At 71.9% G+C, this 22,849-nt stretch carries 22 protein-coding genes; 4 read left to right on the top strand and 18 right to left on the bottom strand.

Annotation, left to right across the window (positions count from 1 at the left end):
• Positions 1 to 8: 8 nt before the first annotated feature.
• The 7 genes from Vse01_RS23040 to pepN form a co-directional block, all read right to left on the bottom strand.
• Complete coding sequence (locus Vse01_RS23040) at positions 9 to 854, bottom strand: ComEA family DNA-binding protein (RefSeq protein ID WP_373870706.1); 846 nt, start codon at positions 852 to 854, stop codon at positions 9 to 11.
• Between the two features lie 450 nt (positions 855 to 1,304).
• Positions 1,305 to 2,078 carry an SDR family NAD(P)-dependent oxidoreductase gene (locus Vse01_RS23035; protein ID WP_093407545.1) on the bottom strand — a complete coding sequence of 258 codons (774 nt, stop codon included), beginning with the start codon at positions 2,076 to 2,078 and terminating at the stop codon, positions 1,305 to 1,307.
• Between the two features lie 128 nt (positions 2,079 to 2,206).
• Entirely contained in the window at positions 2,207 to 3,067 is an 861-nt protein-coding gene (locus Vse01_RS23030) for a DegV family protein (RefSeq protein WP_093407548.1), read from the bottom strand.
• Positions 3,068 to 3,115: 48 nt separating this feature from the next.
• Positions 3,116 to 3,781 (bottom strand): histidine phosphatase family protein, encoded by a 666-nt coding sequence (locus tag Vse01_RS23025; protein ID WP_093407551.1) that lies wholly within the window; start codon positions 3,779 to 3,781, stop codon positions 3,116 to 3,118.
• On the bottom strand, positions 3,778 to 4,182 hold the full coding sequence (gene rsfS, locus Vse01_RS23020) for a ribosome silencing factor (RefSeq protein ID WP_093407553.1): 405 nt from the start codon (positions 4,180 to 4,182) through the stop codon (positions 3,778 to 3,780). Before rsfS ends, Vse01_RS23025 begins: the two co-directional genes overlap by 4 nt.
• Positions 4,183 to 4,281: 99 nt before the next feature.
• Positions 4,282 to 4,878, bottom strand: a complete 597-nt coding sequence (gene nadD / locus Vse01_RS23015) for a nicotinate-nucleotide adenylyltransferase (RefSeq protein ID WP_093407555.1) — start codon at positions 4,876 to 4,878, stop codon at positions 4,282 to 4,284.
• Positions 4,879 to 4,952: 74 nt separating this feature from the next.
• Complete coding sequence (pepN, locus tag Vse01_RS23010) at positions 4,953 to 7,466, bottom strand: aminopeptidase N (protein WP_093407557.1); 2,514 nt, start codon at positions 7,464 to 7,466, stop codon at positions 4,953 to 4,955.
• Between the two features lie 68 nt (positions 7,467 to 7,534).
• Between pepN and Vse01_RS23005 the strand changes: the two genes are divergently transcribed.
• Positions 7,535 to 7,753: a DUF397 domain-containing protein gene (locus Vse01_RS23005; RefSeq protein ID WP_093407559.1), complete on the top strand. Its 219-nt coding sequence runs from the start codon at positions 7,535 to 7,537 to the stop codon at positions 7,751 to 7,753.
• Positions 7,754 to 7,775: 22 nt separating this feature from the next.
• Here Vse01_RS23005 and Vse01_RS23000 read toward each other — a convergent pair whose 3' ends face one another.
• Positions 7,776 to 8,153: a hypothetical protein gene (locus tag Vse01_RS23000; RefSeq protein ID WP_093407691.1), complete on the bottom strand. Its 378-nt coding sequence runs from the start codon at positions 8,151 to 8,153 to the stop codon at positions 7,776 to 7,778.
• A 274-nt stretch (positions 8,154 to 8,427) separates the two neighbouring features.
• Between Vse01_RS23000 and Vse01_RS22995 the strand changes: the two genes are divergently transcribed.
• The gene (locus Vse01_RS22995; RefSeq protein ID WP_093407562.1) at positions 8,428 to 9,675 is read left to right on the top strand and encodes a cytochrome P450; all 1,248 of its coding nucleotides are present in this window, start codon (positions 8,428 to 8,430) and stop codon (positions 9,673 to 9,675) included.
• Positions 9,676 to 9,864: 189 nt separating this feature from the next.
• Positions 9,865 to 10,344, top strand: coding sequence for a DUF4383 domain-containing protein (locus tag Vse01_RS22990; RefSeq protein ID WP_093407564.1), 480 nt, complete (start codon positions 9,865 to 9,867; stop codon positions 10,342 to 10,344).
• 6 nt (positions 10,345 to 10,350) lie between these two features.
• On the opposite strand, the gene Vse01_RS22985 is transcribed toward Vse01_RS22990, so the two are convergent.
• From Vse01_RS22985 to Vse01_RS22945, 9 genes are all read right to left on the bottom strand, one after another.
• Positions 10,351 to 10,800: a GNAT family N-acetyltransferase gene (locus tag Vse01_RS22985; RefSeq protein ID WP_093407567.1), complete on the bottom strand. Its 450-nt coding sequence runs from the start codon at positions 10,798 to 10,800 to the stop codon at positions 10,351 to 10,353.
• Positions 10,801 to 10,870: 70 nt separating this feature from the next.
• Positions 10,871 to 12,322 (bottom strand): GTPase ObgE, encoded by a 1,452-nt coding sequence (obgE, locus tag Vse01_RS22980; protein WP_093407569.1) that lies wholly within the window; start codon positions 12,320 to 12,322, stop codon positions 10,871 to 10,873.
• 90 nt (positions 12,323 to 12,412) lie between these two features.
• On the bottom strand, positions 12,413 to 12,667 hold the full coding sequence (rpmA, locus tag Vse01_RS22975) for a 50S ribosomal protein L27 (RefSeq protein WP_091197044.1): 255 nt from the start codon (positions 12,665 to 12,667) through the stop codon (positions 12,413 to 12,415).
• An 11-nt stretch (positions 12,668 to 12,678) separates the two neighbouring features.
• Entirely contained in the window at positions 12,679 to 12,993 is a 315-nt protein-coding gene (rplU, locus tag Vse01_RS22970) for a 50S ribosomal protein L21 (protein ID WP_093407572.1), read from the bottom strand.
• 166 nt (positions 12,994 to 13,159) lie between these two features.
• Positions 13,160 to 13,675 (bottom strand): hypothetical protein, encoded by a 516-nt coding sequence (locus tag Vse01_RS22965; protein WP_093407575.1) that lies wholly within the window; start codon positions 13,673 to 13,675, stop codon positions 13,160 to 13,162.
• Between the two features lie 182 nt (positions 13,676 to 13,857).
• Positions 13,858 to 16,884: an Rne/Rng family ribonuclease gene (locus Vse01_RS22960; protein ID WP_093407578.1), complete on the bottom strand. Its 3,027-nt coding sequence runs from the start codon at positions 16,882 to 16,884 to the stop codon at positions 13,858 to 13,860.
• Between the two features lie 130 nt (positions 16,885 to 17,014).
• Positions 17,015 to 17,734 carry a TIGR03936 family radical SAM-associated protein gene (locus tag Vse01_RS22955; RefSeq protein WP_093407695.1) on the bottom strand — a complete coding sequence of 240 codons (720 nt, stop codon included), beginning with the start codon at positions 17,732 to 17,734 and terminating at the stop codon, positions 17,015 to 17,017.
• A 98-nt stretch (positions 17,735 to 17,832) separates the two neighbouring features.
• Positions 17,833 to 19,818 (bottom strand): TIGR03960 family B12-binding radical SAM protein, encoded by a 1,986-nt coding sequence (locus Vse01_RS22950; protein ID WP_093407698.1) that lies wholly within the window; start codon positions 19,816 to 19,818, stop codon positions 17,833 to 17,835.
• A gap of 60 nt (positions 19,819 to 19,878) precedes the next feature.
• Positions 19,879 to 20,550, bottom strand: coding sequence for a TMEM175 family protein (locus Vse01_RS22945; RefSeq protein WP_093407581.1), 672 nt, complete (start codon positions 20,548 to 20,550; stop codon positions 19,879 to 19,881).
• A gap of 148 nt (positions 20,551 to 20,698) precedes the next feature.
• On the opposite strand from Vse01_RS22945, the gene Vse01_RS29470 reads away from it, so the two are divergent.
• Complete coding sequence (locus tag Vse01_RS29470) at positions 20,699 to 22,075, top strand: hypothetical protein (protein WP_232511335.1); 1,377 nt, start codon at positions 20,699 to 20,701, stop codon at positions 22,073 to 22,075.
• Positions 22,076 to 22,106: 31 nt separating this feature from the next.
• Here the strand turns inward: Vse01_RS29470 and Vse01_RS22935 are convergent, their stop codons facing one another.
• Complete coding sequence (locus Vse01_RS22935; protein WP_093407584.1) at positions 22,107 to 22,805, bottom strand: lysophospholipid acyltransferase family protein; 699 nt, start codon at positions 22,803 to 22,805, stop codon at positions 22,107 to 22,109.
• Between the last annotated feature and the right edge of the window lie 44 nt (positions 22,806 to 22,849).

Below are 22,849 nucleotides of genomic sequence, written 5' to 3'. Positions count from 1 at the left end.
CGACGCCCTCACACCGTCACCAGGTCCTTGAGCTGCTCGTACCGGGCGTCGCCGATTCCGTTCACCTGACGCAGGTCGCCGATGGACCGGAAGCCGCCGTGCTGATCGCGATACTCGATGATCCGCTGGGCGAGCACCGGCCCCACCCCGGGCAGGGTTTCGAGCTGTGCGGACGTCGCGGTGTTCAGGTTGACCGGCCCGCCCGCGCCCGGTCCACCGCCCGGCACCGGGCCAGCTCCGGACCCGGGCCCCACCGCGCCCGGAGGTGCCGGTACGCCGACCAGGATCAACTCGCCGTCGCTGATCCTGCGGGCCGGATTCAGCATCGCCACGTCCACCCCAGGCAACGCCCCTCCGGCGGCGTGCAGGGCGTCGGCCACCCGCGCGCCGGCCGCCAGCCGCACCAACCCGGGCCGTCGGACCTTGCCGGCGACGGCGACCACCAGCTCACCGGTCGCCTCCGTCCCGGGCTTCGCCGGCTCGTCGCCGGCCTCGACGGACGCGTCCGGTGTCGCCACGGTGCCGGTCTCGGCGACGACCGGCTCCACCTCAGGACGGGACTGCCAGGCCCAGATGGCCGCAACCAGCACCACGAGGGCGGCGACGGCGGCGAGCGCCCGCACTCCCCGCCGCCCCGGATCGAAAGCACTCGGCCCCGCAAGGGGCTTCGGCGACTCCTCGTCGACCGTCCGCCCTCGCTCGTCGTGGACCGGTCCTTCGTCGCTGACCCGAACCGGACCACCGGGCCGGGCCGGCCCGCCGCTGCTGGCCGGGCCACCGGCCCCGATCGGTCCGTCGGCGCGAACGGGACCGGAGTCATCGACCCGGCCGGCAGCTTGGAGCGGCAGCAGCACGGTCGGCCATTCCGTGACCGGCGTCGGCGCCCCGCCGAGCGGGGACAGGCCGACGGACGGGGCCCGCTCGGCGGGCGGGGGCACGTCGACAGGCGGGGGCCGCTCGGCGAACGGTGGCCACCCGGCGAGGGCCGTCCGGTCGCCGCCCGACATCGGCGGTTCGGCAGCGCCCGCCGGCAGGTCCAGCGCGCCGGGCATCAGTTGCCACAGACGCCGCCGGACCACCATCTCCTCGTCCTCGTCCTTCGACACGGCGCGAGGTTAGGGCGGCGGGGCCCGGTCGAGCGCGCCGCGCCGGTCCGCCTGTGGACAGCGTGAGGCTCTGTGGACAGCAGCCCGATCATGCACCCGATCTGCTATGGCCTCCGCGCGTTGCCGGGCCGCCGCCTGTCGTGACCGAGACCGTCGCACGAGCCCGACACGTGCGACGCAGGTCGCCGATCCGTCGGTTCAGTCGGTGCGCGCCTGCGGGTCCAGACCGAGGACGGCGCGTCCGCCGTCGACCGGCAGGGTCACCCCGTTGACGAAGGCGGCCGCCGGCGAGAGCAGGTACGCCACCGCCTCCGCCACGTCCTGCGGCTGCCCGATCCGGCCCACCGGGTGCAGCCGGGCAAGCTCCGCCTCGATCCGCTGCGCCTGGTCCGGCTCGGTCTCGGCGAGGAACGCCTCGTGTCGTTCGGTGGCCACCGAGCCGAGGGCTATCGCGTTGGCACGGATGCCGTGCCGGCCGTACTCGACGGCCAGCGCCCGGGTCAGCCCCTCCACGGCCGCCTTGGCCGTGGCGTACGGCAGGCAGCCCGGCACCGGCCGGCTCGCCTGGTGGGACGAGACGTTGACCACGACGCCAGCGGTGCCGGCGGCGAGGTAGCGGCGTACCGCGGTCGCGGCGCCGACCACGGCGGGGCGCAGGTTACGGGTGATCAGGTCGACGACCTCGCCGACCGGCGCGTCGTGCACCGAGGCGTCGCGGAACACGGCGGCGTTGTTCACCCATCCGGTCAACGGGCCGAAGCGCTCCGCCAGGTCGGCGGCCCGCCCGGCGACGCCCTCGTCACCGGCGTCACCGACCACCGCCGCGAGCCGGTCGGCTCGGGCGTGGTCCTCCACCCAGGACAGCGCACCCGGATCGCGCTCGACCACCACGACCGTCCGGCCGTCGGCGAGCAACCTCTCCACGATGCCGCGCCCGACCCCGCGTCCCCCACCGGTCACCACACAGGACATCCGCCCCACCTCCCCAGGCCCGGCCACGCGACCAATCCTCGCCCACCCACGCCACCAACGGCGAACAGGTCAGCGGGTCGAAGGCACCGGCGGCGGCTCGCGCGGACGTGCGCTGACGGCTCGACTGGTCAGCTGGCGGTGTCCGGCCTACGGTGGATCACCACGCAGGCGAGGCCGGGCCCGACGTGCACCGCGACGGCGGCACCGGCCTCGGAGACGTACGCCGCACGCAACCGGTCGCCGAGCCGAGCGGTCAGGGTGTCGAGAAGTTCCTCGGCCCGCTGCGGTGCGTCGAGATGGTGTACGGCCAGGTCCACCTGCCCGTCGCCGGCCGCCTCGACGGCGAGATCCACCAACCGAGCCATGCCCCGACTGGCGGTGCGGACCTTGTCCCGCAGCACTATGCGTCCCTCGGGCATGTGCAGGATGGGTTTGACCGACAGCGCGGTGCCGAGCAACGCCTCCGCCGCGTTGATCCGCCCGCCGCGACGAAGGAACTCCAGCGTGTCCACGTAGAAGTGGATGCTGGTACGACCGACGGCGGCTTCTGCCGCAGCCCGTACGTCGGCCAGGTCGGCGCCCCGCGCGGCGGCCCGGGCCGCCGCGATCGCCGGGAAACCGAGACCCATGCCGCAGGAACGGCTGTCGACCACGCTGACCCGGTCGCCCAGTTCGGCGGCGGCCAGCTCGGCGGCCTCGACCGTGCCGGAGAGTCCGGCCGACAGGTGCACCGAGACGACACCTTCCGCCCCCGCCTCCAGTAGCTCCCGGTAGGTCCGGCCGAACTGCTCGGGCGACGGGCGGGAGGTGCTCACCGACACCCGCCGCGCGCGCAGCGCCCGGGTCGCGTCCGCCGGGAAGGTCTCGACGCCCTCCAGCCCTTCGACGCCGGCCAGCACGACGGTCAGCGGTACCACGGTCAGCGCGTGCTCCCGCAGCAGCTCGGGTGGAAGGTAGGCGGTGGAGTCGGTGACGACCGCGACTGGCATGCGGGCACCGTAGCGGATCAAGCTGGGCGGCTGCCTGGACGCGTCCGCTCAGACCGGCTCGGCGGAGACCGGAATTCCGGTCGCGGCGGTGCCGGTCGCGGCGGTGCCGGCCTGCATCGGACCGACGTTGTGGGCGCGCAGGTGCCACCCGCGCTCGACATCGTGGCGCAGTTCCGTCCAGTGACAGTTGCGCAGCGAGCCGACGGCACGCAGCACGGCGTGCTCCCAGCCGAGCAGGTGGCCGCAGCCCTGCCGGGCGGCGCCGCCGTGAGTGGCCACCACCACGGTGCCCCCGGACAGTTGGTCGGCGGCCTCCTGCAACGCGGTGCCGATGCGTTTACCCAACTCGTCCAGCGGTTCGATGTCCGCTCCCGGGTCGGGATCTCCGGCCCGCCAGCGGGCGTACTCCCCGGGGAACCGCTCCGCAACCTCGGTCAGCAGCAGCCCCTGCCAGCTGCCGAAGTGCCGCTCCCGCAGGCGGGCGTCGGAGCGTACCGGCAGACCGGTAAGCGCGGAGAGCGCGGCGGCGGTGTCCGCGGCGCGGCTCAGGTCGCTGGCGACCAGGGCGTCCGGGCGCAGCGCGGCCAGCAGCGGCGCTGCGCTGCGCGCCTGTTCCCGGCCGAGGTCGTTCAGCGGTACGTCGGTCTGTCCCTGCACCCTGCTGGCGGCGTTCCAGTCGGTGTTGCCGTGCCGCCAGATGATCAGCCTGGTCACTCGCCCGATCCGGCGGCGGCCTCTGCGCTGGCGAGGTCCCGGTCGACGAACGGAATGGTCGGGCAGTCCTTCCAGAGCCGGTCAAGGGCGTAGAACTCGCGTTCCTCGGTGTGCTGCACGTGCACTACGACGTCAACGTAGTCGAGCAGCACCCAACGGCCGCCGCGTTCGCCCTCCCGACGCACCGGCTTCGCCTTCTCCGGCAGGTCGAGCAGGGCCTCCTCGATGGCGTCGACGATAGCCAGCACCTGGCGCTCGTTCGGGGCCGCGGCGAGCAGGAACGCGTCGGTGATGGCGAGTTGGTCGCCCACGTCGATGATGACGATGTCCTGAGCCTTCTTGTCGGCCGCCGCCTGGGCGGCGACGATCGCCAGCTCGTGAGCGCGTTCGGAAACTGTCACCGTTCTCCTTCGATCAACCGTGCGAGGTTTCCAGCCTCTCACACGGCCCGGATTCTCGACTCGCCAGTTTCAGCCGGAAAACGGCATGAAACGGCCGAATCACTCCCGATACAGGCACCGTTTCGCGATGTACTGCACCACACCGTCCGGCACCAGATACCAGACCGGCTCGCCCCGAGCGACCCGCGCCCGGCAGTCGGTGGAAGAGATCGCCATGGCCGGCACCTGCACCAGGCTGACCGTGTCGGCGGGCAGGTGCGCGGCGGTCAGCGCGAAACCCGGCCGGGTGACCCCGATGAAGTGAGCCAGCTCGAAGATCTCGTCAAGGTCCTTCCAGCTCAGGATCTTCTCCAGGGCGTCCGCGCCGGTGATGAAGAACAGCTGCGCCTTCGCACCGTACTGGGCACGCAGGTCGCGCAGCGTGTCGACGGTGTAGGTGGGGCCACCCCGGTCGATGTCGACGCGGCTGACCTGGAAACGGGGGTTGGAGGCGGTGGCGATCACGGTCATCAGGTAACGATCCTCCGCCGAGCTGACCGGGACGTCGGCCTTCTGCCACGGCTGCCCGGTCGGCACGAAGATCACTTCGTCGAGGCCGAACCGGTCCGCCACCTCGCTCGCGGCCACGAGGTGACCGTGATGGATCGGGTCGAACGTTCCACCCATGATGCCGATCCGCCGGATGTCTTCCTCCACCCCATGATCCTAGGGCGTGCAAGACCGGGGCCGGGCCGGGCCGTCACCCTTCCGGCCCGGCCCGGCCGCGGTCGTCACGCGCTCGTGGCGGCCACCGCCGTGCGCGCCACCAGGGCCCGACGAAGGTCGTCGTCGGCGTCGGTGACCACCCGACGCAGCCCCGGTGTCAGATCGTCGCGGGCCAGCAACGCCGCGGCCGCCTCCCGGGTGGGCTGGGACACCGCGTGACGGGGAAAGGCCAGCTTCGCCACCTCATCGGCCACCCAGGGCGTACGCAGCCGCGCGGCGGCCGGCATGTCCGCGAAGTAGCTGGCCACGTAGGCGCTGGTCAGGTCGGCCTGCTCGGGCTGCCAGAAGCCCTCCGCGGTCGCCTCGACCAGCCGATTCGACAGTTCCGTGTTCGACACGATGATCTCCCACGCGGCCTGCTTGGCAGCGGGATCGGGCAGGGCTGCCCGGCACCGGGCGGCCCGCTCGGCACCGGTGGCGCTCGGGTCGGCTGCCGTCTCGGCCTCGATCTCGGCCACACCGGCGGCACCGAGAACCACCAACCGGCCGAGCAGCGCCCACCGCAGTTCGGTGTCCACGGCCAACCCGGTGGGCACGGCCCGGCCGGCCAGCCAACCGCTGAGCAACTCGGCGTCGGTGCTCGCAGCGATCAGCCCCCGGGCGGCGGCCAGTTGCAACGACTCCCCCGGCGCGGCGCCGTCGAGCAGTCGCCGGCAGGATTCGGCGACCCGGGCCAGGGCGGACCGTCGGGCCAGCGGGTCGAGATAGCGGTCGACAAGCGCGCGGCTCATCGTCAGGACGTCCTCGACAATGATCACTTCCGTCTCGACGGGCAGTGCCGCGACGATGAGGTCGACCAGACCGGTGACCGGCCGTTCTCCGTCAGTCGCCGCGTCCAGCGCCTCGCCCCAGAGCAGGGCGCGGGCCAGCGGGTCGGTCAGGCGGGGCAGCAGCAGTGGCACCGCATCGGCCGACGCGGCGTCGAGGCGGATCTTGGCGAAGGTCAGGTCGCCGTCGTTGGGCAGCAGCACCGCAGCCGCCGGCTCCCCGGCCAACCCGACGAGCCGGGTACGGCCGTCGCCGGTCTTGGGATCGAGGTCGACCTCGAACCGCTCGGCGGTGCCGTCCACGGCGTACCGGCCCACGCCGATGCGGTGCGGGCGCAGCACCGGGTGCGTCGGCGGCGCGGTCTGAGCGATCACGACCTCGTCGTACCGGCCGTCGGCGTCCACCGTCACCTCGGCCCGCAGCGTGTTGACCTGCGCGGTCCGCAGCCAGGACTCCGCCCAGTCGGTCAGCTCCCGGCCACTGCTGGCGGCCAGGCTATCGAGCAGGTCGGCGAGGGTGGCGTTGCCGAAGCGATGCCGGGCGAAATGGTCGTTGAGACCGGTCAGGAACGCCTCGTCACCGAGCCACGCCACCAGCTGCCGCAGCACACTGGCCCCCTTGGCGTACGAGATGCCGTCGAAGTTGAGCAGCCCCTCGGCGGCGTCGGCCACCCGATCCGGTGCCACCGGATGGGTTGAGGGGCGCTGGTCGGCGGCGTATCCCCACGCCTTACGGCGCAACGCGAACGTCGTCCATGCTCGGTCGAACCGGGTCGCCTCGGCGGTGACCCGGGTGCCCAGATATTCCGCGAACGACTCGTTCAACCACAGATCGTCCCACCAACGCATGGTGACCAGGTCACCGAACCACATGTGCGCCATCTCGTGGGCGATCGTGGTGGCACGCAGCTCGCGCTGACTGTCGGTGACCGCCGAACGGAACACGTAGTCGTCGCGGAAGGTGACCAGGCCCGGATTCTCCATGGCCCCGGCGTTGAACTCGGGCACGAACGCCTGGTCGTACTTGCCGAACGGATAGCGCTCGTCGAACAGCTGATGGAACCGGTCGAGGCACTGCTTCGTGACGGTGAAGATCTCCGCCGCGTCGGCGTCGAGGTGCTCGGCGAGCGAACGCCGACAGTACACACCCAGCGGAATCCCGTCGTGGGTGTCCCGGCGTACGTGCCAGGGGCCGGCGATGAGGGTGAAGAAGTACGTCGCGATCGGCAGGGTGGGAGCGAACTCCCAGCGACCCGGCACCGGGTTGGCCGCCAGTTCCGCGTTGGCCGCCACCGTCCAGTGCCCCGGCGCGGTCACCGACAGCGTCACCGGTGCCTTCAGATCCGGTTGGTCGAAGGCGGCGAAGACCCGCTGCACATCGTCCAGGAACGACATGACGTACAGATAGGTCTCACCGTCGGCGGGGTCGACGAAGCGGTGCATCCCCTCGCCGGTGTTCGTGTACGCCATCTCGGCGTCGACGGTCAGCGTGTTCTGCGCCGCCAGGCCGGTCAGCGGCAGCCGGTTGTCGTCCAGCGCCGCAGGATCGAGATCGGTGTCGTTGAGGCGTACCGCCAGCAGTTTCGCCGGCTTGACCTCGGCGAAGGTCTCGGTGCCGGTGGCCCGGAACCGGATCGTGACGTGGGAGCGGAACCGTTCACCGCCCCCGGTCAGGTCGAGGTCCACCTGGTAGGACTCGACGGTGATCGACGCGCCACGCGCGGTCGCCTCTGCACGGCTCAGGCTCGGCATCCGCTTATCCTGCCCGATGAGGGAACGAACCGGCTTCCCCATTTCCCCTGGTACTGGAGGACGGGACCATGACAGCGCACCCCAAGGGAGACTTCGACCTCTCCCGGGCGGTCTGGCAACGGGCCGAGGGCGACACCTCGGAGGCCGCGGTGGAGGTCGCCTTCGTCGACGATCTCATCGGCATGCGCAACTCCGCCGAGCCGGACGGCCCGGTGCTGGTGTTCACCCAGGCCGAGTGGGACGCCTTCGTCGCGGGCGCCCAGGACGGCGAGTTCGATCTGGACTGAGCGGGGACGCGGTGTCGCTCGCCTAGTCACCGTCGCCCCAGCCGAGGCCACCGGGACCGGGCGCGTGATGGAAACCGGCGTGGCCGGCGACATCGACACAACGTTCGGCGTCCGGCCCGAGGGCACCGCAGAACAGCCGCTCCGCACGGTGCCAGGCGTCGGCCGGCGACAGGGCGGAGGCACCGATCGCCAGCTCGGGCCGGAGCACGCTCAACGCCTCGGCGTACCCGACGGCCACCTCACGGGCGGCGACAAGGTCGGCAGCGGTGAAGCCGAGATGCGCGGTGAAATGACGGTCAGGCCGGGACGGCCGGCGCGGACGCCCCACCAGCGGTAGCCGATCCTCGCCGGCCGTCCCGGCCCTCCGCCAGCGCCAGTACGCCGCACGGTTGTCCCACATCCGTCCTCCCCGTGGCACGCCGAACCCCTGTCCGGCGACGTACCCACCCAACCGGGCCGGCGGCCGGTGCACCGCCGGGCAGGTCGACGACGCCGCCGAATTCAGCAAACCAGGCTTCCCCGGTCCTGGGAGGGGCCAGCAGCTCACCTAGCTGACCGGCTCGGCCGCACTGTCACCCTTTGGCACGGTTGCGCCGCCCTGACCTGGGTAGATACCACCCGCGACGATTGAGTGGCCGGTCGGCGACGGCCGCGCCCCGGCAGCAGGGGACCCGATGGCGACCATCCCGACGGACCGCAGCCCGGACAGCACCCTAGCCTTCCTGCGGGCCGGCTACCAGTTCGTCGGTCACCGGTGCGATCGGTACGGCACCGACATCTTCCAGACCCGCCTGTTGCTGGAACCGACGATCTGCCTGCGCGGCCGGGCCGCCGCCGAACTCTTCTACGACACCGACAGGTTCGTGCGGGAAGGTGCCATGCCGGCTCGCGGTCAACGGACGCTTACCGGCCGGGGCGGCGTACAGGGTCTCGACGGCGACGCCCACCACGACCGCAAGGCCATGTTCATGTCGTTGATGACTCCGACGGCGGTGCGGCGGCTCGGCCAGCTCTTCGCCGACGAGTGGCAGGCCCGGCTGCCCGCCTGGGAACTGGCCGGGACGGTGACCCTGCACACCGAGGTCGCATCGATGCTGACCCGAGCGGTCTGCGCCTGGGCTGGGGTGCCGCTGGGCGACGGCGAACTGGACCGGCGTACCGCCGACCTACGGGCCATGATCGACAGTGCCGCCGCGCTCGGTCCCCGGCACTGGCGTGGCCGGCTGGGCCGGCTGCGGGGCGAGCACTGGGCCGGCGACCTCGTCGAGCGGGTACGCGGCGGCGCCCTGTCCCCGCCCGACGGCACCGCCCTGCGCGTGATCGCCGAGCACCGCGACGGCGCGGGGCATCGGCTGCCCCGCCGCGTCGCCGCAGTGGAACTGCTCAACGTGCTCCGCCCGACCGTCGCGGTGGCCCGGTTCGTGGTCTTCGCCGCGCTGGCCCTGCACGACCATCCCGCCTGGCGGCAACGGGTACGCCACGACGAGGAGGCCGCCGGGCAGTTCGTGCAGGAGGTGCGCCGCTACTACCCGTTCTTCCCCGTGACCGCTGCCCGGGTCCGGCGGGACTTCGACTGGCAGGGTTACCACTTTCCGCAGGGCCGCCGAGTGCTGTTGGATCTCTACGGCACCGATCATCACCCCGAGGTGTGGCCGGAGCCGGAGCGGTTCCGACCGGAGCGCTTCGCCGGCTGGCCGGGCGACCCGTTCACGCTCATACCGCAGGGCGGCGGGGGCCACCTCACCGGACATCGCTGCGCCGGAGAGTGGATCACCATCGAGTTGATGAAGCGGGCGGTGGCGCTGCTGACCGAGGTCATCCGCTACGACGTACCGCCGCAGGATCTCGCGGTGGACCTGAGCCGGATGCCGGCGCTGCCCGGCAGCGGCTTCGTGGTCACCGCCGTGCGGCGCGTCGGCTGAACCCGGCGGCCGGGCCCGCCGCTGTCGCCGATCGGCCCACGCTGCGATCGGCCAGCCGTGCTCGATCGGGAATTTCCCTGCGGATCGGCCGGGACGAGCGACAGGATGAAGGATCGGCGGGGCGACCTCACGGAGCATGGCGTCCAGCTGTCAGGAGTTCCGTCTCGCGGATCCACGGAGGTGACATCGATGGCGCGTCGGGCAGTGGGCGGCGGGGCCACGCGCACCCGGGTCCAACTCGCCGCCCTGGTCGTGGCGGGAGTGTTCCTGCTCCTCGGGGTGCTCGGGTTCGTGCCCGGCATCACCACCGGCTACGGCGACATGACCTTCGCCGGACACCACTCCGGTGCCCGGCTCCTCGGTCTCTTCCAGGTCTCGGTCCTGCACAACCTGTTGCATCTCGGCTTCGCCGTGGCCGGGCTCGCGCTGGCCCGCAGGGTGGCCGGTGCCCGCCTTTATCTCATCGCAGGCGGTGTGCTCTACCTCGGATTGTGGATCTACGGGCTGGCCGTCGGCGAGGAGAGCGGCGCGAACTTCATCCCGCTCAACGACGCGGACAACTGGCTGCACCTGGGACTCGGCCTCGGGATGCTCTTGCTCGGGCTGCTGCTGTCGGCGAGGGCCGGCGGCAGCGACGGCCGCCTCGACCGCCCGTTCGACCGCCCCTGAGCGGGCTCAGGCCGGTACCGGCAGCCGCTTGGCGAAGCACCTCCGATACAGCCCGCCACCGGGCCCACCGGCTCCGGGAACCGGCTCGTACCCGCAGGCCCGGAAGAACGTCACAGCCACCGACAGGTACGGCCCGGTCTCCACCCGGACGAGCGAGTGCCCCCGCTGGTACGCCAACTCCTCCAACGCGGCAAGCAGTTGCCGGCCGACACCGCGACGCCGGTAGGCGGGGCGCACGTACAGATGCTCCAACTCGCCGGTGTCGTCGTCGCGGACTCGGATCCCGCCGTACGCCACCGCCCGGCCGGCGAGCACGACCGTCAGCCAGCAGGTGTCACGGTGCGTGCCGATGTCCCGCCCGGCGGCGCCGCCCGTGAACTCACGCAGCTCGCGCTGCTCGGCCGCGGCAAGGGCGGCGACCTCCGGATCCGCCAGCGGGCGGGACTGGATCAGCATCACTCCACGCTAGGGCGACGAAATTTCGCGAGGGTTTCCAACAGTCGTCCCCATTTCGGAGCGCATCAAGCTATTCGGCGTCATCCCTGCCGGCGGGTGCCGGCTCGACCTCGTCGGCCGGTCGCTGCCGGCGAGCCTTGCGGGCGGCCAGCCGCTCGGCCGCACTGGCCCGGGTCGGCTTCTCCTCCAGCCGGACGTCACGGCCCCGGGCACCCGGGACGAACTCCGCACCGGCGTAGAGGGTGGGCTGCCAGTCGAACTCCCGCTCGCCGATGCGGACCAGGTCACCGGGCTGGGCACCGGCCTTGGCCAGCTGGTCCTCGACGCCGAGACGGGCCAGCCGGTCGGCGAGGTAGCCGACCGCCTCGTCGTTGTCGAAGTTCGTCTGACGCACCCAGCGCTCCGGGCGGACACCGCGCACCGTGTACGAGCCGTCATCCTCGGGCTCAATGGTGAAGCCGGCGTCGTCGACCGCTTTCGGCCGGATCACGATCCGCGTCGGTTCGGCCGGTGGTGCCGCCGCTCGCGACTGTTCCACCAGTTCCGCCATCGCGTACGTGAGTTCCTTGAGCCCTTCCCTGGTGGCCGCGGAGACCTCGAAGACCCGCAGACCACGCGCTTCCAGGTCGGGTCGGACGATCTCGGCGAGGTCACGGCCGTCCGGCACGTCGACCTTGTTCAGCGCGACCAGCCGGGGCCGGTCGGCCAGCCCACCGTACTCGGCCAGCTCCGCCTCGATGGTGTCGATGTCGGCCAACGGGTCGCGCCCCGGCTCCAGAGTGGCGGTGTCGATGACGTGCACCAGCACGGCACAGCGCTCGACGTGCCGAAGGAACTCCAGCCCCAACCCCTTGCCGGTGGCCGCGCCCGGGATCAGCCCGGGCACGTCGGCGACGGTGAAGGTGTGGTTGTCGAGCCGTACGACGCCGAGATTCGGCACCAGTGTGGTGAACGGATAGTCGGCGATCTTGGGCTTGGCGGCGGAGATCACCGAGATCAGGGACGACTTACCGGCTGACGGGAACCCCACCAGACCGACGTCGGCGACGCTCTTGAGCTCCAGCACCACGTCCAGTTGCTCGCCCGGCTCACCCAGCTCGGCAAAGCCGGGTGCCTTGCGGCGCGCGTTGGCCAGCGACGCGTTACCCCGGCCGCCGCGCCCGCCCCGGGCCACCTCGAAGGTGGTGCCGGCACCGACCATATCGGCCAGCACGGTGCCGTCGCTGGTCTGCACCACCGTGCCGTCGGGCACCTTGAGCACCAGGTCGGCACCGTTGCCGCCGTCCCGGTTCGATCCCGCGCCGCCCCGCCCGTTCTCCGCCTTGACGTGCGGCCGGAAGTGAAAGTCGAGCAGCGTGTGCACCTGCGGGTCGACCACCAGGGAGACGCTGCCACCGTGCCCGCCGTTGCCCCCGTCCGGGCCGCCGAACGGCTTGAACTTCTCCCGGTGGATCGAGACACAGCCGTGCCCGCCGTCGCCGGCCTGCAGATGCAGGACGACCCGGTCAACGAACGTCGTCACGACGTAATCCTTCCAGCAGGGCCCGGCCCTACGCGAGAAAAGGCGAAGCGGGCCGGGACATCAGGTCCACGGCCCGCTTACGCCGGACAGCTACTGCTGCGGCACGATGCTGACGGTCTTGCGACCGCGCCTGGTGCCGAACTGGACCGCACCGGCGGCCAGCGCGAAGAGCGTGTCGTCTCCGCCGCGGCCGACCAGGTCACCGGGGTGGAACTTGGTGCCACGCTGACGGATGAGGATCTCACCCGCGCTGACGACCTGACCACCGAAGCGCTTCACGCCGAGTCGCTGGGCCGCGGAGTCACGACCGTTACGCGAGCTGGACGCACCCTTTTTGTGAGCCATTGGAGGACGACCTACTTCCCGCTGGAGATGCCGGTCACCTTGACCTGGGTCAGCGGCTGGCGGTGACCCTGGCGCTTGTGGTAGCCGGTCTTGTTCTTGAACTTGTGGATCCGGATCTTCGGGCCCTTGGTGTGTGCGGCGATCTCGCCGGACACCTCGACCTGAGCGAGCTTCGCCGCGTCGGTCACCAGGTCGTCACCGTCGACGAGGAGCACCGCGGCGAGCTTCACCGCGTCACCGGGGGCACCGGTGAGCTTCTCGACCTCGATCACGTCGCCTTCGGCGACCTTGTACTGCTTGCCGCCGGTCTTGACGATCGCGTACATCGGAGGCGGACTCCCTGTCGTTGAGGCTGCTGGCGGTCGTCCCCACGGCGGCTCGCCGGGCAGCAGAAGCACGGCGGCGCGGGCACGCGGGAACTCGGCACACCAAAGTGCGCCGCAGGTTAGCGTACGCCATGGTCGGGCCGAGGCCCAAACCGGGCCGGGCCGGTCAGCGGGCGCAGAGCTTGTCGAGGCGCTGCTGCAACCGGTCGAGTGCGGTCCCCTCAAGCGCCTCGATGTCGGTGCCGAGTTGGCCGACCTCGGTCGACAACTCCGTCAGCAGCTCCTTGAGCCGCTGGTCGTCGGCGCGTGCCGCCTGTGCTCTGAGCGCCTTCTCCCAGTCGGCCAGGGCCGCCTCGGCCCGTCGGCCGGCGGCCTGTGCGTCGGCGGTGTCACCCGCGCCGGTCGCCGTGGCCATCGCGGCGAGCTGCTCGACGTACTTCTTCCCCGCGTCACCGCTGGCCTGTTGGGCGGCGGCGCAGACCTCCGGGGCGTTTCCGCCTGCCGCCCCGGGTGCGGGGGTCGCCACCGGCTGTTCCGGGGTGGGCGTCGCCGGGCCGGTGGTGACGTCGACACCCGTCGAGGCCGGGGCGGACGGTTCGCCCGCGTCGGGCCGCTCGGCCGAGCAGGCGGTGCCGACGAGCAGTGCGGCCGTGGCCACGGCGACGGCGAGCGGTCGGCGCATCGTCTCCTCCTCCGGCGGCCGCGTCTACCCCCGCGTGCCCCAGGCACGGGGTAAGCCCCGGCCGGGCCACGGCGACCGCTCATCGACCATACGGGACGGCCCCGCCCGGCGGACATCACCGCCGGACGGGACCTGTCGAACCGTCGTCTGCCCGCTAGCGGGCCGAGCTGCCCTACCGACGGTCAGGGCCGGGTACGGCGACGCGCGCCCCCGCGGCGGGAACGGCGCCGACCGGTGCCGCCCTCCTCCTCGTCGGTGTCGCCGAGCGCGTCCGGGTCGTCCGGGGCGGCGAGCCGTGCCGCCTCGCCCTGCTGGCTGTCGGCGACGTCCGCCGCGGCCGGAGTATCCGTCTCGTAACGCGACAGGTCGTAGCCCATGGTGTCGTGGAAGTCGGCGTCGGCGGTGCTCGTGGTGTCGGTCTCGGTGACCTCCACCACGGTCCGCTCCGCCGTGGCGGTGCCCTTACGCGCACGGCGCCGGGACGAAGCGGTCGTCTGCTCAGCCGCCGGGGCACTTGCCGAGGCAACCGCCTTGACCTTGTCGCCGCCCCCGGAGCGCGGCTTTTCCGGCACCGGTTCGGTGTGGATGACCAGGCCCCGACCCTTGCAGCACTCGCACGTCTCGCTGAACGCCTCCAGCAGCCCGGCACCGATCCGCTTCCGGGTCATCTGCACCAGGCCCAGCGAGGTGATCTCCGTGACCTGGTGCTTGGTGCGGTCCCGTCCCAGGCACTCGGTCAGCCGGCGCAGCACCAGTTCGCGGTTCGACTCCAGCACCATGTCGATGAAGTCGATCACCACGATGCCGCCGATGTCCCGCAGCCGCAACTGCCGGACGATCTCCTCGGCTGCCTCCAGGTTGTTGCGGGTGACCGTCTCCTCCAGGTTGCCCCCGGCACCTGTGTACTTGCCGGTGTTCACGTCGACCACCGTCATCGCCTCGGTCCGGTCGATCACCAGGTGCCCACCGGAGGGCAGGAAGACCTTGCGGTCGAGCCCCTTGAGGATCTGCTCGTCGATGCGGTACTCGGCGAAGACGTCCGTGGTGCCGATGTGCCGACGCAACCGGGCGACCAGGTCCGGCGACACGTGCGACAGGTACGACTCGACCATGTCGTACGCCTCGTCGCCCTCCATGACCAGCTCGCGGAAGTCTTCGTTGAACAGGTCGCGGACCACCCTGATCACGAGATCGGGCTCCTGGTAGAGGAGCACCGGCGCGCCGCCCTCGGCCGCCTTGGCCTGGATGTCCTCCCACTGCGCCTGAAGCCGCTTGACGTCCCGGGCCAGTTCGTCCTCGCTGGCACCTTCGGCCGCGGTCCGGACGATCACCCCGGCGCCTTCGGGCACCAGCTTCTTCAGCACGTCACGCAGCCGCTTACGCTCGGTGTCCGGCAGTTTGCGGCTGATCCCGGACGCATTGCCGCCGGGCACGTAGACCAGGTGCCGGCCGGAGAGCGCGATGTGGCTGGTCAAGCGGGCACCCTTGTGCCCGATCGGGTCCTTGGTGACCTGCACCAGCACCGAGTCACCGGACCTGAGCGCCTGCTCGATCGAGCGGGCCCGTCCCTCCAGGCCGGTGGTGTCCCAGTTGACCTCGCCGGCGTACAGGACCGCGTTGCGACCTCGGCCGATGTCGACGAACGCCGCCTCCATGCTCGGCAGGACGTTCTGCACCTTGCCGAGGTAGACGTTGCCGGCCATGGTGCCGGCGGAACTGCGGGTGACGTAGTGCTCGACCAGGACGCCGTCCTCCAGCACGGCGATCTGCGTCCGGTCGCCACGCTGGCGCACGGCCATGACCCGGTCGACCGCCTCGCGGCGGGCCAGGAATTCCGACTCGCTGAGGATCGGCGGGCGGGTACGGCGCTGCTCGCGGCCGTCCCGACGGCGCTGCCGCTTGGCCTCCAGCCGGGTCGAGCCGGAGACGCCCTGCACCTCGTCGACCGTTCGGCGTGGCTCCCTGATCTTCACCACGGTGGGCACACCGTCGTCGGCGGCACCGTCGGTGTCACCGGCCCCCCGGCGACGCCGCCGACGCCGCCGACGGGTCATCCCGTCACCCTCGGCCTCGTCACTCTCCTCCGACTCGGCCTCGGGCTCGTCCGCCTCGGCCTGCACGGCCTCCGCAGACTCGCTCTCCTCGGCCTCCTCGCCGTCGTCGGCGCCGCCCTTGCCCCGGCCCCGGCCCCGGCGACCGCGCCGGCGACGACGCCGGCCGCCCGCGGTCTCCTCGTCCTCGTCCTCCTCCTCGGCGACCTCCTCGGTCGCCGCGGCGGGTTCCTCCTCGGTCTCGGTCGCCACCACCGGCTCGGCCTCCCGCCGGCCCCGCCGACGACGCCGGGACGGCTCGGCCGGTTCCTCGGCGGGCTCCTCCACGCTGGGCTGCGCGGCGGCAGCCCGGGCGGCGAGCACCTCTTCCGGCGCCATGAACAGCACAGTCGGTGCGGTGAGCGCGGCCTTTCGACGGCGGGAGCGGCCCTCGGGTTCGGCCGGCACAGCGTCCGGGCCCACCGGCTCGACCGGACTCTCCGGCGCAGCGTTCTCGGCCGGCTCGGCCGCCTGCTCCGGATCGGCGGCGCCCTCGACGGGCAGCGCGGCGGAGCCGAAGTCGGTGCCGGCCGCCGGTGCGGGACCGGCGGCGGGCTGGGTCGGCTCGACCTGGGCGGACGGCTCGATCACGGCGTCGGCCGGCGGCTCGGCGGGGGCTGGCGTGGACTTCCGACGACGGGTACGGGTCACCTTGACCGGCGGCACCACGTCGCTGTCGGCAGCCTCCGCCTCGGCCACGGCCAACGGCTCCTCGACCGCCTTCTGCCCGGTGGTCGCCTTGCGACGGCGTCGCGGTGTCTTTGCGGCCGGGTCGAGATCACCCGAAACCGGCGCGAAAACCTCGGCCTGGGGAGCTTCCTCGCTACCTGCCGCCGCGGCACCGGACGCCTCCACCGGCGCGTCGGTCTGCTCGGGCCGGCTGACCGAGGTGGCCCGGCGGCGAGTCGCCCGACGACGCGGGGCCGGCTCTCCGTCGGTCGCGCCATCCAGGTCGGCGGTGCCGCTCACGGCACCGGCAATCTCCACCGGCGGGTCAGCGACCGGACCGGATTCGGCCACCTCCTGCGGCGGGGGCGATCCGGCCGCCTCGGCGGTGCCGCTCTCGTCGGCCGGATTGATGCCGGCCCGTTCGCTGCCCTCGGGCTCGTTCTCGAGCATGGACGTTCTCCAGTTCTGGCTTCCCCGGGCGCGGGTGAGCGCTGCCACGCAGGGTTGCCGCAAAAGGTGTTTCCCCGGGCGCACAGGGTGCGCGCCGGCGAAGTCTGCCTGCCTGGACGCCGACCGTCGGTCAGCGCCCGCCGATGGTTGCCCCGTCGCGGTCCGCGTCCAGCGGATCCACGATCGCACCCTGCGCGGTCAGCGTGCCCTGAGCCAGCCGGATCACCTTCGGGGCCACCGGCGGCTCCAGGCCGGCCACCACGCGGAAGCCGGAAAGGACGTCATCGGGCCGTACGGACGGGGTGACCTGCCGCACGACCAGTTCGAGTATCGCACACGGTACGGCCGGGTCCCCGGAAGGCGTCGCCGATGCGGCGATCACATCGATGTCGATGACTGCGGCACGGGCGTCGAAAGTGCGCCGTCCCTGCTTGGTCATGCGCTCGACCAGCACCTCGTCGGCGGCGGTGAAGGCGTCCACCGCCTTGGCCAGCACGTCGGGATCCACCTGCGGCAGCTCGATCCGCCAGCGGGACGCCTCGATCCGGTCGGGCAGGCTCGCACCGCTGGCCACCACGACGTCGAGCACGTCGAGGCCGGGCGAGAGCGCTGCGTCCAGCGCCAACCGCAACTGCTCCGGATCGACCGGCTCACGCAGGCCGACCTCCAGGTACTCCGCCTCACTCGCCACCCCGGTCGGCGCCGCGCTGGCGTACGAGATCTTCGGGTGCGGGGTGAAACCCTGCGAGAAGGCGACCGGTACGCCGGCCCGGCGCAGCGCCCGCTCGAAGGCCCGGGCGAAGTCCCGGTGCGAGGTGAACCGCAGCGGGCCACGCTTGGCGTACCGGATCCGGACGCGCTGGACGACCGGTGCCTGGCCCCCCTCGGGCTGTGGTTTCCTACTGATCGTCGTGCTCCTCGGTGTCGGGCCCCACCCGTGGCGCCGGGCTACTGCTGGGCGCCGGCGGACAGCTTCAGGCCGTTGACCGGGGTCAACGGGAGCAGCTTCCGGCCGGTCGGGCCGATCTGGATCTCGGTGTCCATCGCCGGGCAGACGCCGCAGTCGAAGCAGGGCGTCCACCGGCAGTCGTCCTGCTCGTACTCGCTGAGCGCGTCCTGCCAGTCCTGCCAGAGCCAGTCCTTGTCCAGGCCGGAGTCCAGGTGGTCCCAGGGAAGGACCTCCAGCTCGTCGCGCTCCCGGGTGGTGTACCAGTCGAGGTCCACCCCGAAAGCGGGCAGCACCTCGGCCGCCGCGTCCACCCAGCGCTGGTACGAGAAGTGTTCGCTCCAGCCGTCGAACCGTCCGCCGTTCTCCCAGACCCGGCGGATGACCGCGCCGACCCGACGGTCGCCTCGGGAGAGCAGGCCCTCGATCAGCGACGGCTCGCCGTCGTGGTAGCGGTAACCGATCGCCCGGCCCAACGAGCGATCGGCGTTGATGGCCTGCTTGAGCAGTTTCAGCCGGTGATCGATGACCTCCGGCCGCTCCATGGCCGCCCACTGGAACGGGGTGTGCGGCTTGGGCACGAACCCGCCGATCGAGACGGTGCACCGGATGTCCTTGGAGCCGGTGGCGGCACGACCGGCCCGGATGACCTCGTGCGCCATGTCGGCGATCTCCAGGACGTCGTCGTCCGTCTCGGTCGGCAGACCGCACATGAAGTAGAGCTTCACCTGCCGCCAACCGTTGGTGTACGCGGTGACCACGGTACGGATCAGGTCGTCCTTCGACACCATCTTGTTGATCACCTTGCGGATCCGCTCCGACCCGCCCTCGGGGGCGAAGGTCAGACCGGTCCGCCGGCCGTTGCGGGACAGCTCCTGCGCCAGCTCGATGTTGAACGCGTCCACCCGGGTGGACGGCAACGAGAGCGAGACATTTGTGCCCTGGTACTGCTCGGCCAGGCCAGAACACATGTCACCGATCTCGGAGTGGTCGGCCGACGACAGCGACAACAGGCCCACCTCGTGGAAGCCGGAGAACTCCAGCCCCTGCTGCACCATCTGCCCAACGGTGGTGATCGAGCGTTCCCGCACCGGCCGGGTGATCATGCCGGCCTGGCAGAACCGGCAACCCCGGGTGCAGCCCCGGAAGATCTCCACCGCGTACCGCTCGTGCACCGTCTCGGCCAGCGGGACGAGCGGCTTCTTCGGGTACGGCCAGGCGTCCAGGTCCATCGTCGTGCGCTTGTGCACCCGGAACGGCACGTCCGCCCGGTTCGGCACGACCCGCTGGATCCGGCCGTCCGGCAGGTAGTCCACGTCGTAGAAGCGCGGTACGTAGACGCTCTCGGTACGCGCCAGCCGCAGCAGCAGCTCGTCCCGGCCTCCCGGGCTGCCCTCGGCCTTCCACTCCCGGACGATCCCGGTGATCTCCAGGACCGCCTCCTCGCCGTCGCCGAGCACGGCGGCGTCGACGAAGTCGGCGATGGGCTCGGGGTTGAACGCGGCATGCCCACCCGCCACGACCACCGGATCGGCGTCGGTGCGGTCGGCGGCGAGCAGCGGGATGCCGGCCAGGTCGATCGCGGTGAGCAGGTTGGTGTAGCCCAGCTCGGTGGCGAACGACACGCCGAACAGGTCGAAGTCGCGGACCGGGCGGTGGGCGTCGACGGTGAACTGCGGCACGCCATGGGCGCGCATCAGCTTCTCCAGGTCCGGCCAGACCGCGTACGTCCGTTCGGCGAGGGTGTCCGGCAGCTCGTTGAGCACCTCGTAGAGGATCTGCACGCCCTGGTTGGGCAGCCCCACCTCGTACGCGTCCGGGTACATCAGCGCCCACCGTACGGTCGCCGCGTCCCACTCCTTGACCACCGCGCCCAGCTCGCCACCGACGTACTGGATGGGCTTGGTCACCTGGGGCAGCAGCGGCTCCAGCCGGGGCCACACGGAGTTGGCCGCGACGGGACGCGAAGTCGTGGACGGGACGCTCATGATGCCCAAGGGTACGCGGTGCTCCATCGCCAGCCGCGCCGACGGGGCGAGCGCAACCGGTCAGGTTGTCGTACGCCGACGTGACCGCCCCCGCCGGACACCCTCGCTCGTCACCGCGTGGAAAAAGATCATGACGCCGATGCCGACCAGTCCGATGACCGGGCTGACGAACCAGCCCAGCGCCCCACCGATGAGATAGAGCGCCATGCCGACCACCGGCCGGATCCGCTGCCTGGACACGAACGCCCGGTCGATCCCCTCCCTGAGCAACATCGGGTGCCGACGGAGGTAGGCGAAGAAGGCGAGCCAGGGGGCGGACATCGCGGCGGCGACGAGGGCATAGAGCAGCACGGCGACCCGGCGGTCACGGTCGGTGCCGGCGTGGGCGAAGGCCTCGGCGAGCACCGAGGTCGGGAACGGAATGATCACCACGCCGAGCAGTAGCCACAGGTTGATCCAGTTGAGGCCGAGCGTGGTTCCGCAGATCAGGCGCAGCAGGGTGTGGTGGTTGAGCCAGAGCACGCCGACGTACCCGAAGGAGAGCAGGAAGGCCAGGTACGCCGCAGCCTGTTCGAACAGGGCGTGGAGCAGTTCTCCCGGCGCATGGTCGGGAACCTGGAGTTCGATCACCAGCAGGGTGATCACGATGGCGAAGACCCCGTCGCTGAAGCCGGTCATCCGGCCGATCTCGCTGACCCGCGGCGCACCGGACGTCGTCCCTGACTCGGGCATAGGCCGAGACTAAGGGTGCCCATACGGCCACCATCGGTGAACGGCGTCTACCGGCGGCGCCGCTCGCACCGGCCTTTCCCTCATCCCGAGTCGGTCCCGGTGGCACACCGGTACTAACCTCGGACCGGCGCGAGAGGAGATTGCCGCGATGCCGGAGCCGCAGCCGGGAGCCGACCGGCCGGTCGACGGGAGCCGTCCTGATCAACACCGGGACGGGGAGCCGGCGGTCACCCACGAACTGCCCACCGACCCGGCCACGGCCGTCGACCGGTCGGCCAGGCCAGACGACGCCGAGCCGGCCGGAAACGGGCCGGCCGACACCGAACCGACCGACGGCGGACCCACCAAGGTCGGCCCGCCGACCGACGCAGGGCCCACCGGGGGCGTCTCCGACGACGACCAGGCGTCGGCGGCGCAGGTCGGTCCGCAGGGCACCCGGGTGCTGCCCGAGTCCGCGCCGGAGGCGGCCGCCCCGCGCTGGAGCGGCTCGGCGCCGGTACCGCCGTCGGCACCGCGCCGACGCGGCTGGGGCGAGTCGGCAGAGCCCACCCCGCCGCCGGCAACCCCGGTGCCGCAACCGGAGCATCAGACTCCTGTCGATCCGTGGGCCGGTGTCGACACCAGCGGCTGGGATCTTCCCTCGACCGACTTCCCCGCCCTGCCACCGACGCTGTCCTACCCGAGCCCGCCCCCGACCCGGCCGTACTCCGGGCCCCCGGTCTCCCCGGCACCGGTCTCGCCCCTTCCGCCGCCGGCGGTCGCGCCACAGCCACAACCCCCGGCGGTCGCGCCACAGCCCGCGCCGGTCGCGCCACAGCAGCCGCAACCACCCGGGCCCTACCCGCCCGTCCCGGCCGGCCCACCGGCACCACCACCGCCGCGAGGTCGGCGGGGCAGGAAGAAGGCCAAGGCTGGACCTGTCGCACCCCCACCGGGTTGGCAGCCGCCCGCGGGGTACGTCCCGGTGCCGGTCCGCAAACGTCGCCGCTGGCCGTGGTTGCTGCTGCTGACCCTGGCCTGCTGCTGCGGCTGCCCGGCCTACTACGGCGTGCCGATGGCCAGCCAGTACCCGGCGAAGGCCGCGTTGCCGCAACAGGTGGCCGACCTACGGCTACGCGAGGACCCGCGCAGCACCCGCGACGCGCGGCAGCTGGAGACCCAGATGCGCGAGGCGCACTGGCTGGCCGAGGGCACCTTCGCCGGGATCTACCACACGAGCAACGGCAAGCGGGTGACCGTCTTCGGCGGCACCGGTTTCCGGTTCACCCCGTCGGCGGACGCCGACGCCGAGATCGAGCGCCTCAAAGAGCAGTACGCACTCGGCGACACGCAGATCATGGATACCGGTGTCCGGGGCCGCCACGAACGCTGCGCGGTGGGACGCACCGACGGCCTCGGTGCGGTGGTGTGCACCTCGGTCGACCACGGCAGCATCACCACCGGGGTCTTCACCGGGCTCTCCGTCAACGACAGCTCCCGGCTGCTGGGCACCCTACGGGACCAGATCGTCACCACGGACGGCTGATCGCACGCCGCGGCGCAGCCGGCGGGACAGCTCAGCGGGCGTCGGCTTCCCCGGTGACCGGCGGGTGGGCCCGCGGCGGCGCGTAGCGGGGGACGTACTCCTGGCCGGTGAGCTTCTGAATCTCACCCATCATCTCGTCGGTCATCTGCCGCAGCGACAGCCGGTCGTCCGGCCGGCCGGTGAAGTCGAGCGGCTTGCCGAACCTGACGGTGATCTTGCCGGTGAAGGGGCGCGGCACCCGGGCGCCGATCGGCTGCACCTTCTCGGTGCCGATCATGCCCACCGGAATGATCGGCACACCGGCCGCGATGGCGAGCCGGACCGCACCGGTGCGCCCCCGGTACAGTCGCCCGTCCGGCGAACGGGTGCCCTCCGGGTAGACGACCACCAGGTCGCCGCCCTTGAGCGCCGGGATGGCGGCGTCGAACGCGGCGAGCGCGGCACGCCCGCCGGCCCGCTCCACCGGAATCGCACCGAGACCGGTGAGGACGAACTTGGAGAAGCGGCCCTTGACGCCGGTGCCGGTGAAGTACTCCGACTTGGCCCAGAACGCCAGGTGCCGGGGCACCACCGTGCCGAGGAACAGTTCGTCGGCCACCGACAGGTGATTGCCGGCGAAGATCGCGCCGCCCTTGTCCGGGATGTGCTCCAGCCCCTCCACCGTCGGACGGAACGCCAGCCGCATCGCGGGCCCCACGGTGAGCTTGCCGATGGTGTAGAGCAGCGGCACTGGTCCTCCGGCGGATCGAATGAGGGAAGAGGCGGTGTCACCGT

It is taken from the genome of Micromonospora sediminimaris, from assembly GCF_016863575.1.
Lineage (GTDB): Bacteria > Actinomycetota > Actinomycetes > Mycobacteriales > Micromonosporaceae > Micromonospora > Micromonospora sediminimaris.
This window is presented reverse-complemented; position numbering and strand designations above follow the sequence as displayed.

Bases quoted from the DNA above. Each gene is read 5' to 3' on its own strand.
- Vse01_RS23035 (WP_093407545.1), bottom strand. From the start codon at position 2,078: ATGTCCTGTGTGGTGACCGGTGGGGGACGCGGGGTCGGGCGCGGCATC.
- Vse01_RS23030 (WP_093407548.1), bottom strand. From the start codon at position 3,067: ATGCCAGTCGCGGTCGTCACCGACTCCACCGCCTACCTTCCACCCGAG.
- pepN (WP_093407557.1), bottom strand. From the start codon at position 7,466: ATGCCGAGCCTGAGCCGTGCAGAGGCGACCGCGCGTGGCGCGTCGATC.
- Vse01_RS23005 (WP_093407559.1), top strand. From the start codon at position 7,535: ATGACAGCGCACCCCAAGGGAGACTTCGACCTCTCCCGGGCGGTCTGG.
- Vse01_RS23000 (WP_093407691.1), bottom strand. From the start codon at position 8,153: ATGTGGGACAACCGTGCGGCGTACTGGCGCTGGCGGAGGGCCGGGACG.
- Vse01_RS22995 (WP_093407562.1), top strand. From the start codon at position 8,428: ATGGCGACCATCCCGACGGACCGCAGCCCGGACAGCACCCTAGCCTTC.
- Vse01_RS22990 (WP_093407564.1), top strand. From the start codon at position 9,865: ATGGCGCGTCGGGCAGTGGGCGGCGGGGCCACGCGCACCCGGGTCCAA.
- Vse01_RS22985 (WP_093407567.1), bottom strand. From the start codon at position 10,800: ATGCTGATCCAGTCCCGCCCGCTGGCGGATCCGGAGGTCGCCGCCCTT.
- rpmA (WP_091197044.1), bottom strand. From the start codon at position 12,667: ATGGCTCACAAAAAGGGTGCGTCCAGCTCGCGTAACGGTCGTGACTCC.
- rplU (WP_093407572.1), bottom strand. From the start codon at position 12,993: ATGTACGCGATCGTCAAGACCGGCGGCAAGCAGTACAAGGTCGCCGAA.
- Vse01_RS22965 (WP_093407575.1), bottom strand. From the start codon at position 13,675: ATGCGCCGACCGCTCGCCGTCGCCGTGGCCACGGCCGCACTGCTCGTC.
- Vse01_RS22960 (WP_093407578.1), bottom strand. From the start codon at position 16,884: ATGCTCGAGAACGAGCCCGAGGGCAGCGAACGGGCCGGCATCAATCCG.
- Vse01_RS22950 (WP_093407698.1), bottom strand. From the start codon at position 19,818: ATGAGCGTCCCGTCCACGACTTCGCGTCCCGTCGCGGCCAACTCCGTG.
- Vse01_RS22945 (WP_093407581.1), bottom strand. From the start codon at position 20,550: ATGCCCGAGTCAGGGACGACGTCCGGTGCGCCGCGGGTCAGCGAGATC.
- Vse01_RS29470 (WP_232511335.1), top strand. From the start codon at position 20,699: ATGCCGGAGCCGCAGCCGGGAGCCGACCGGCCGGTCGACGGGAGCCGT.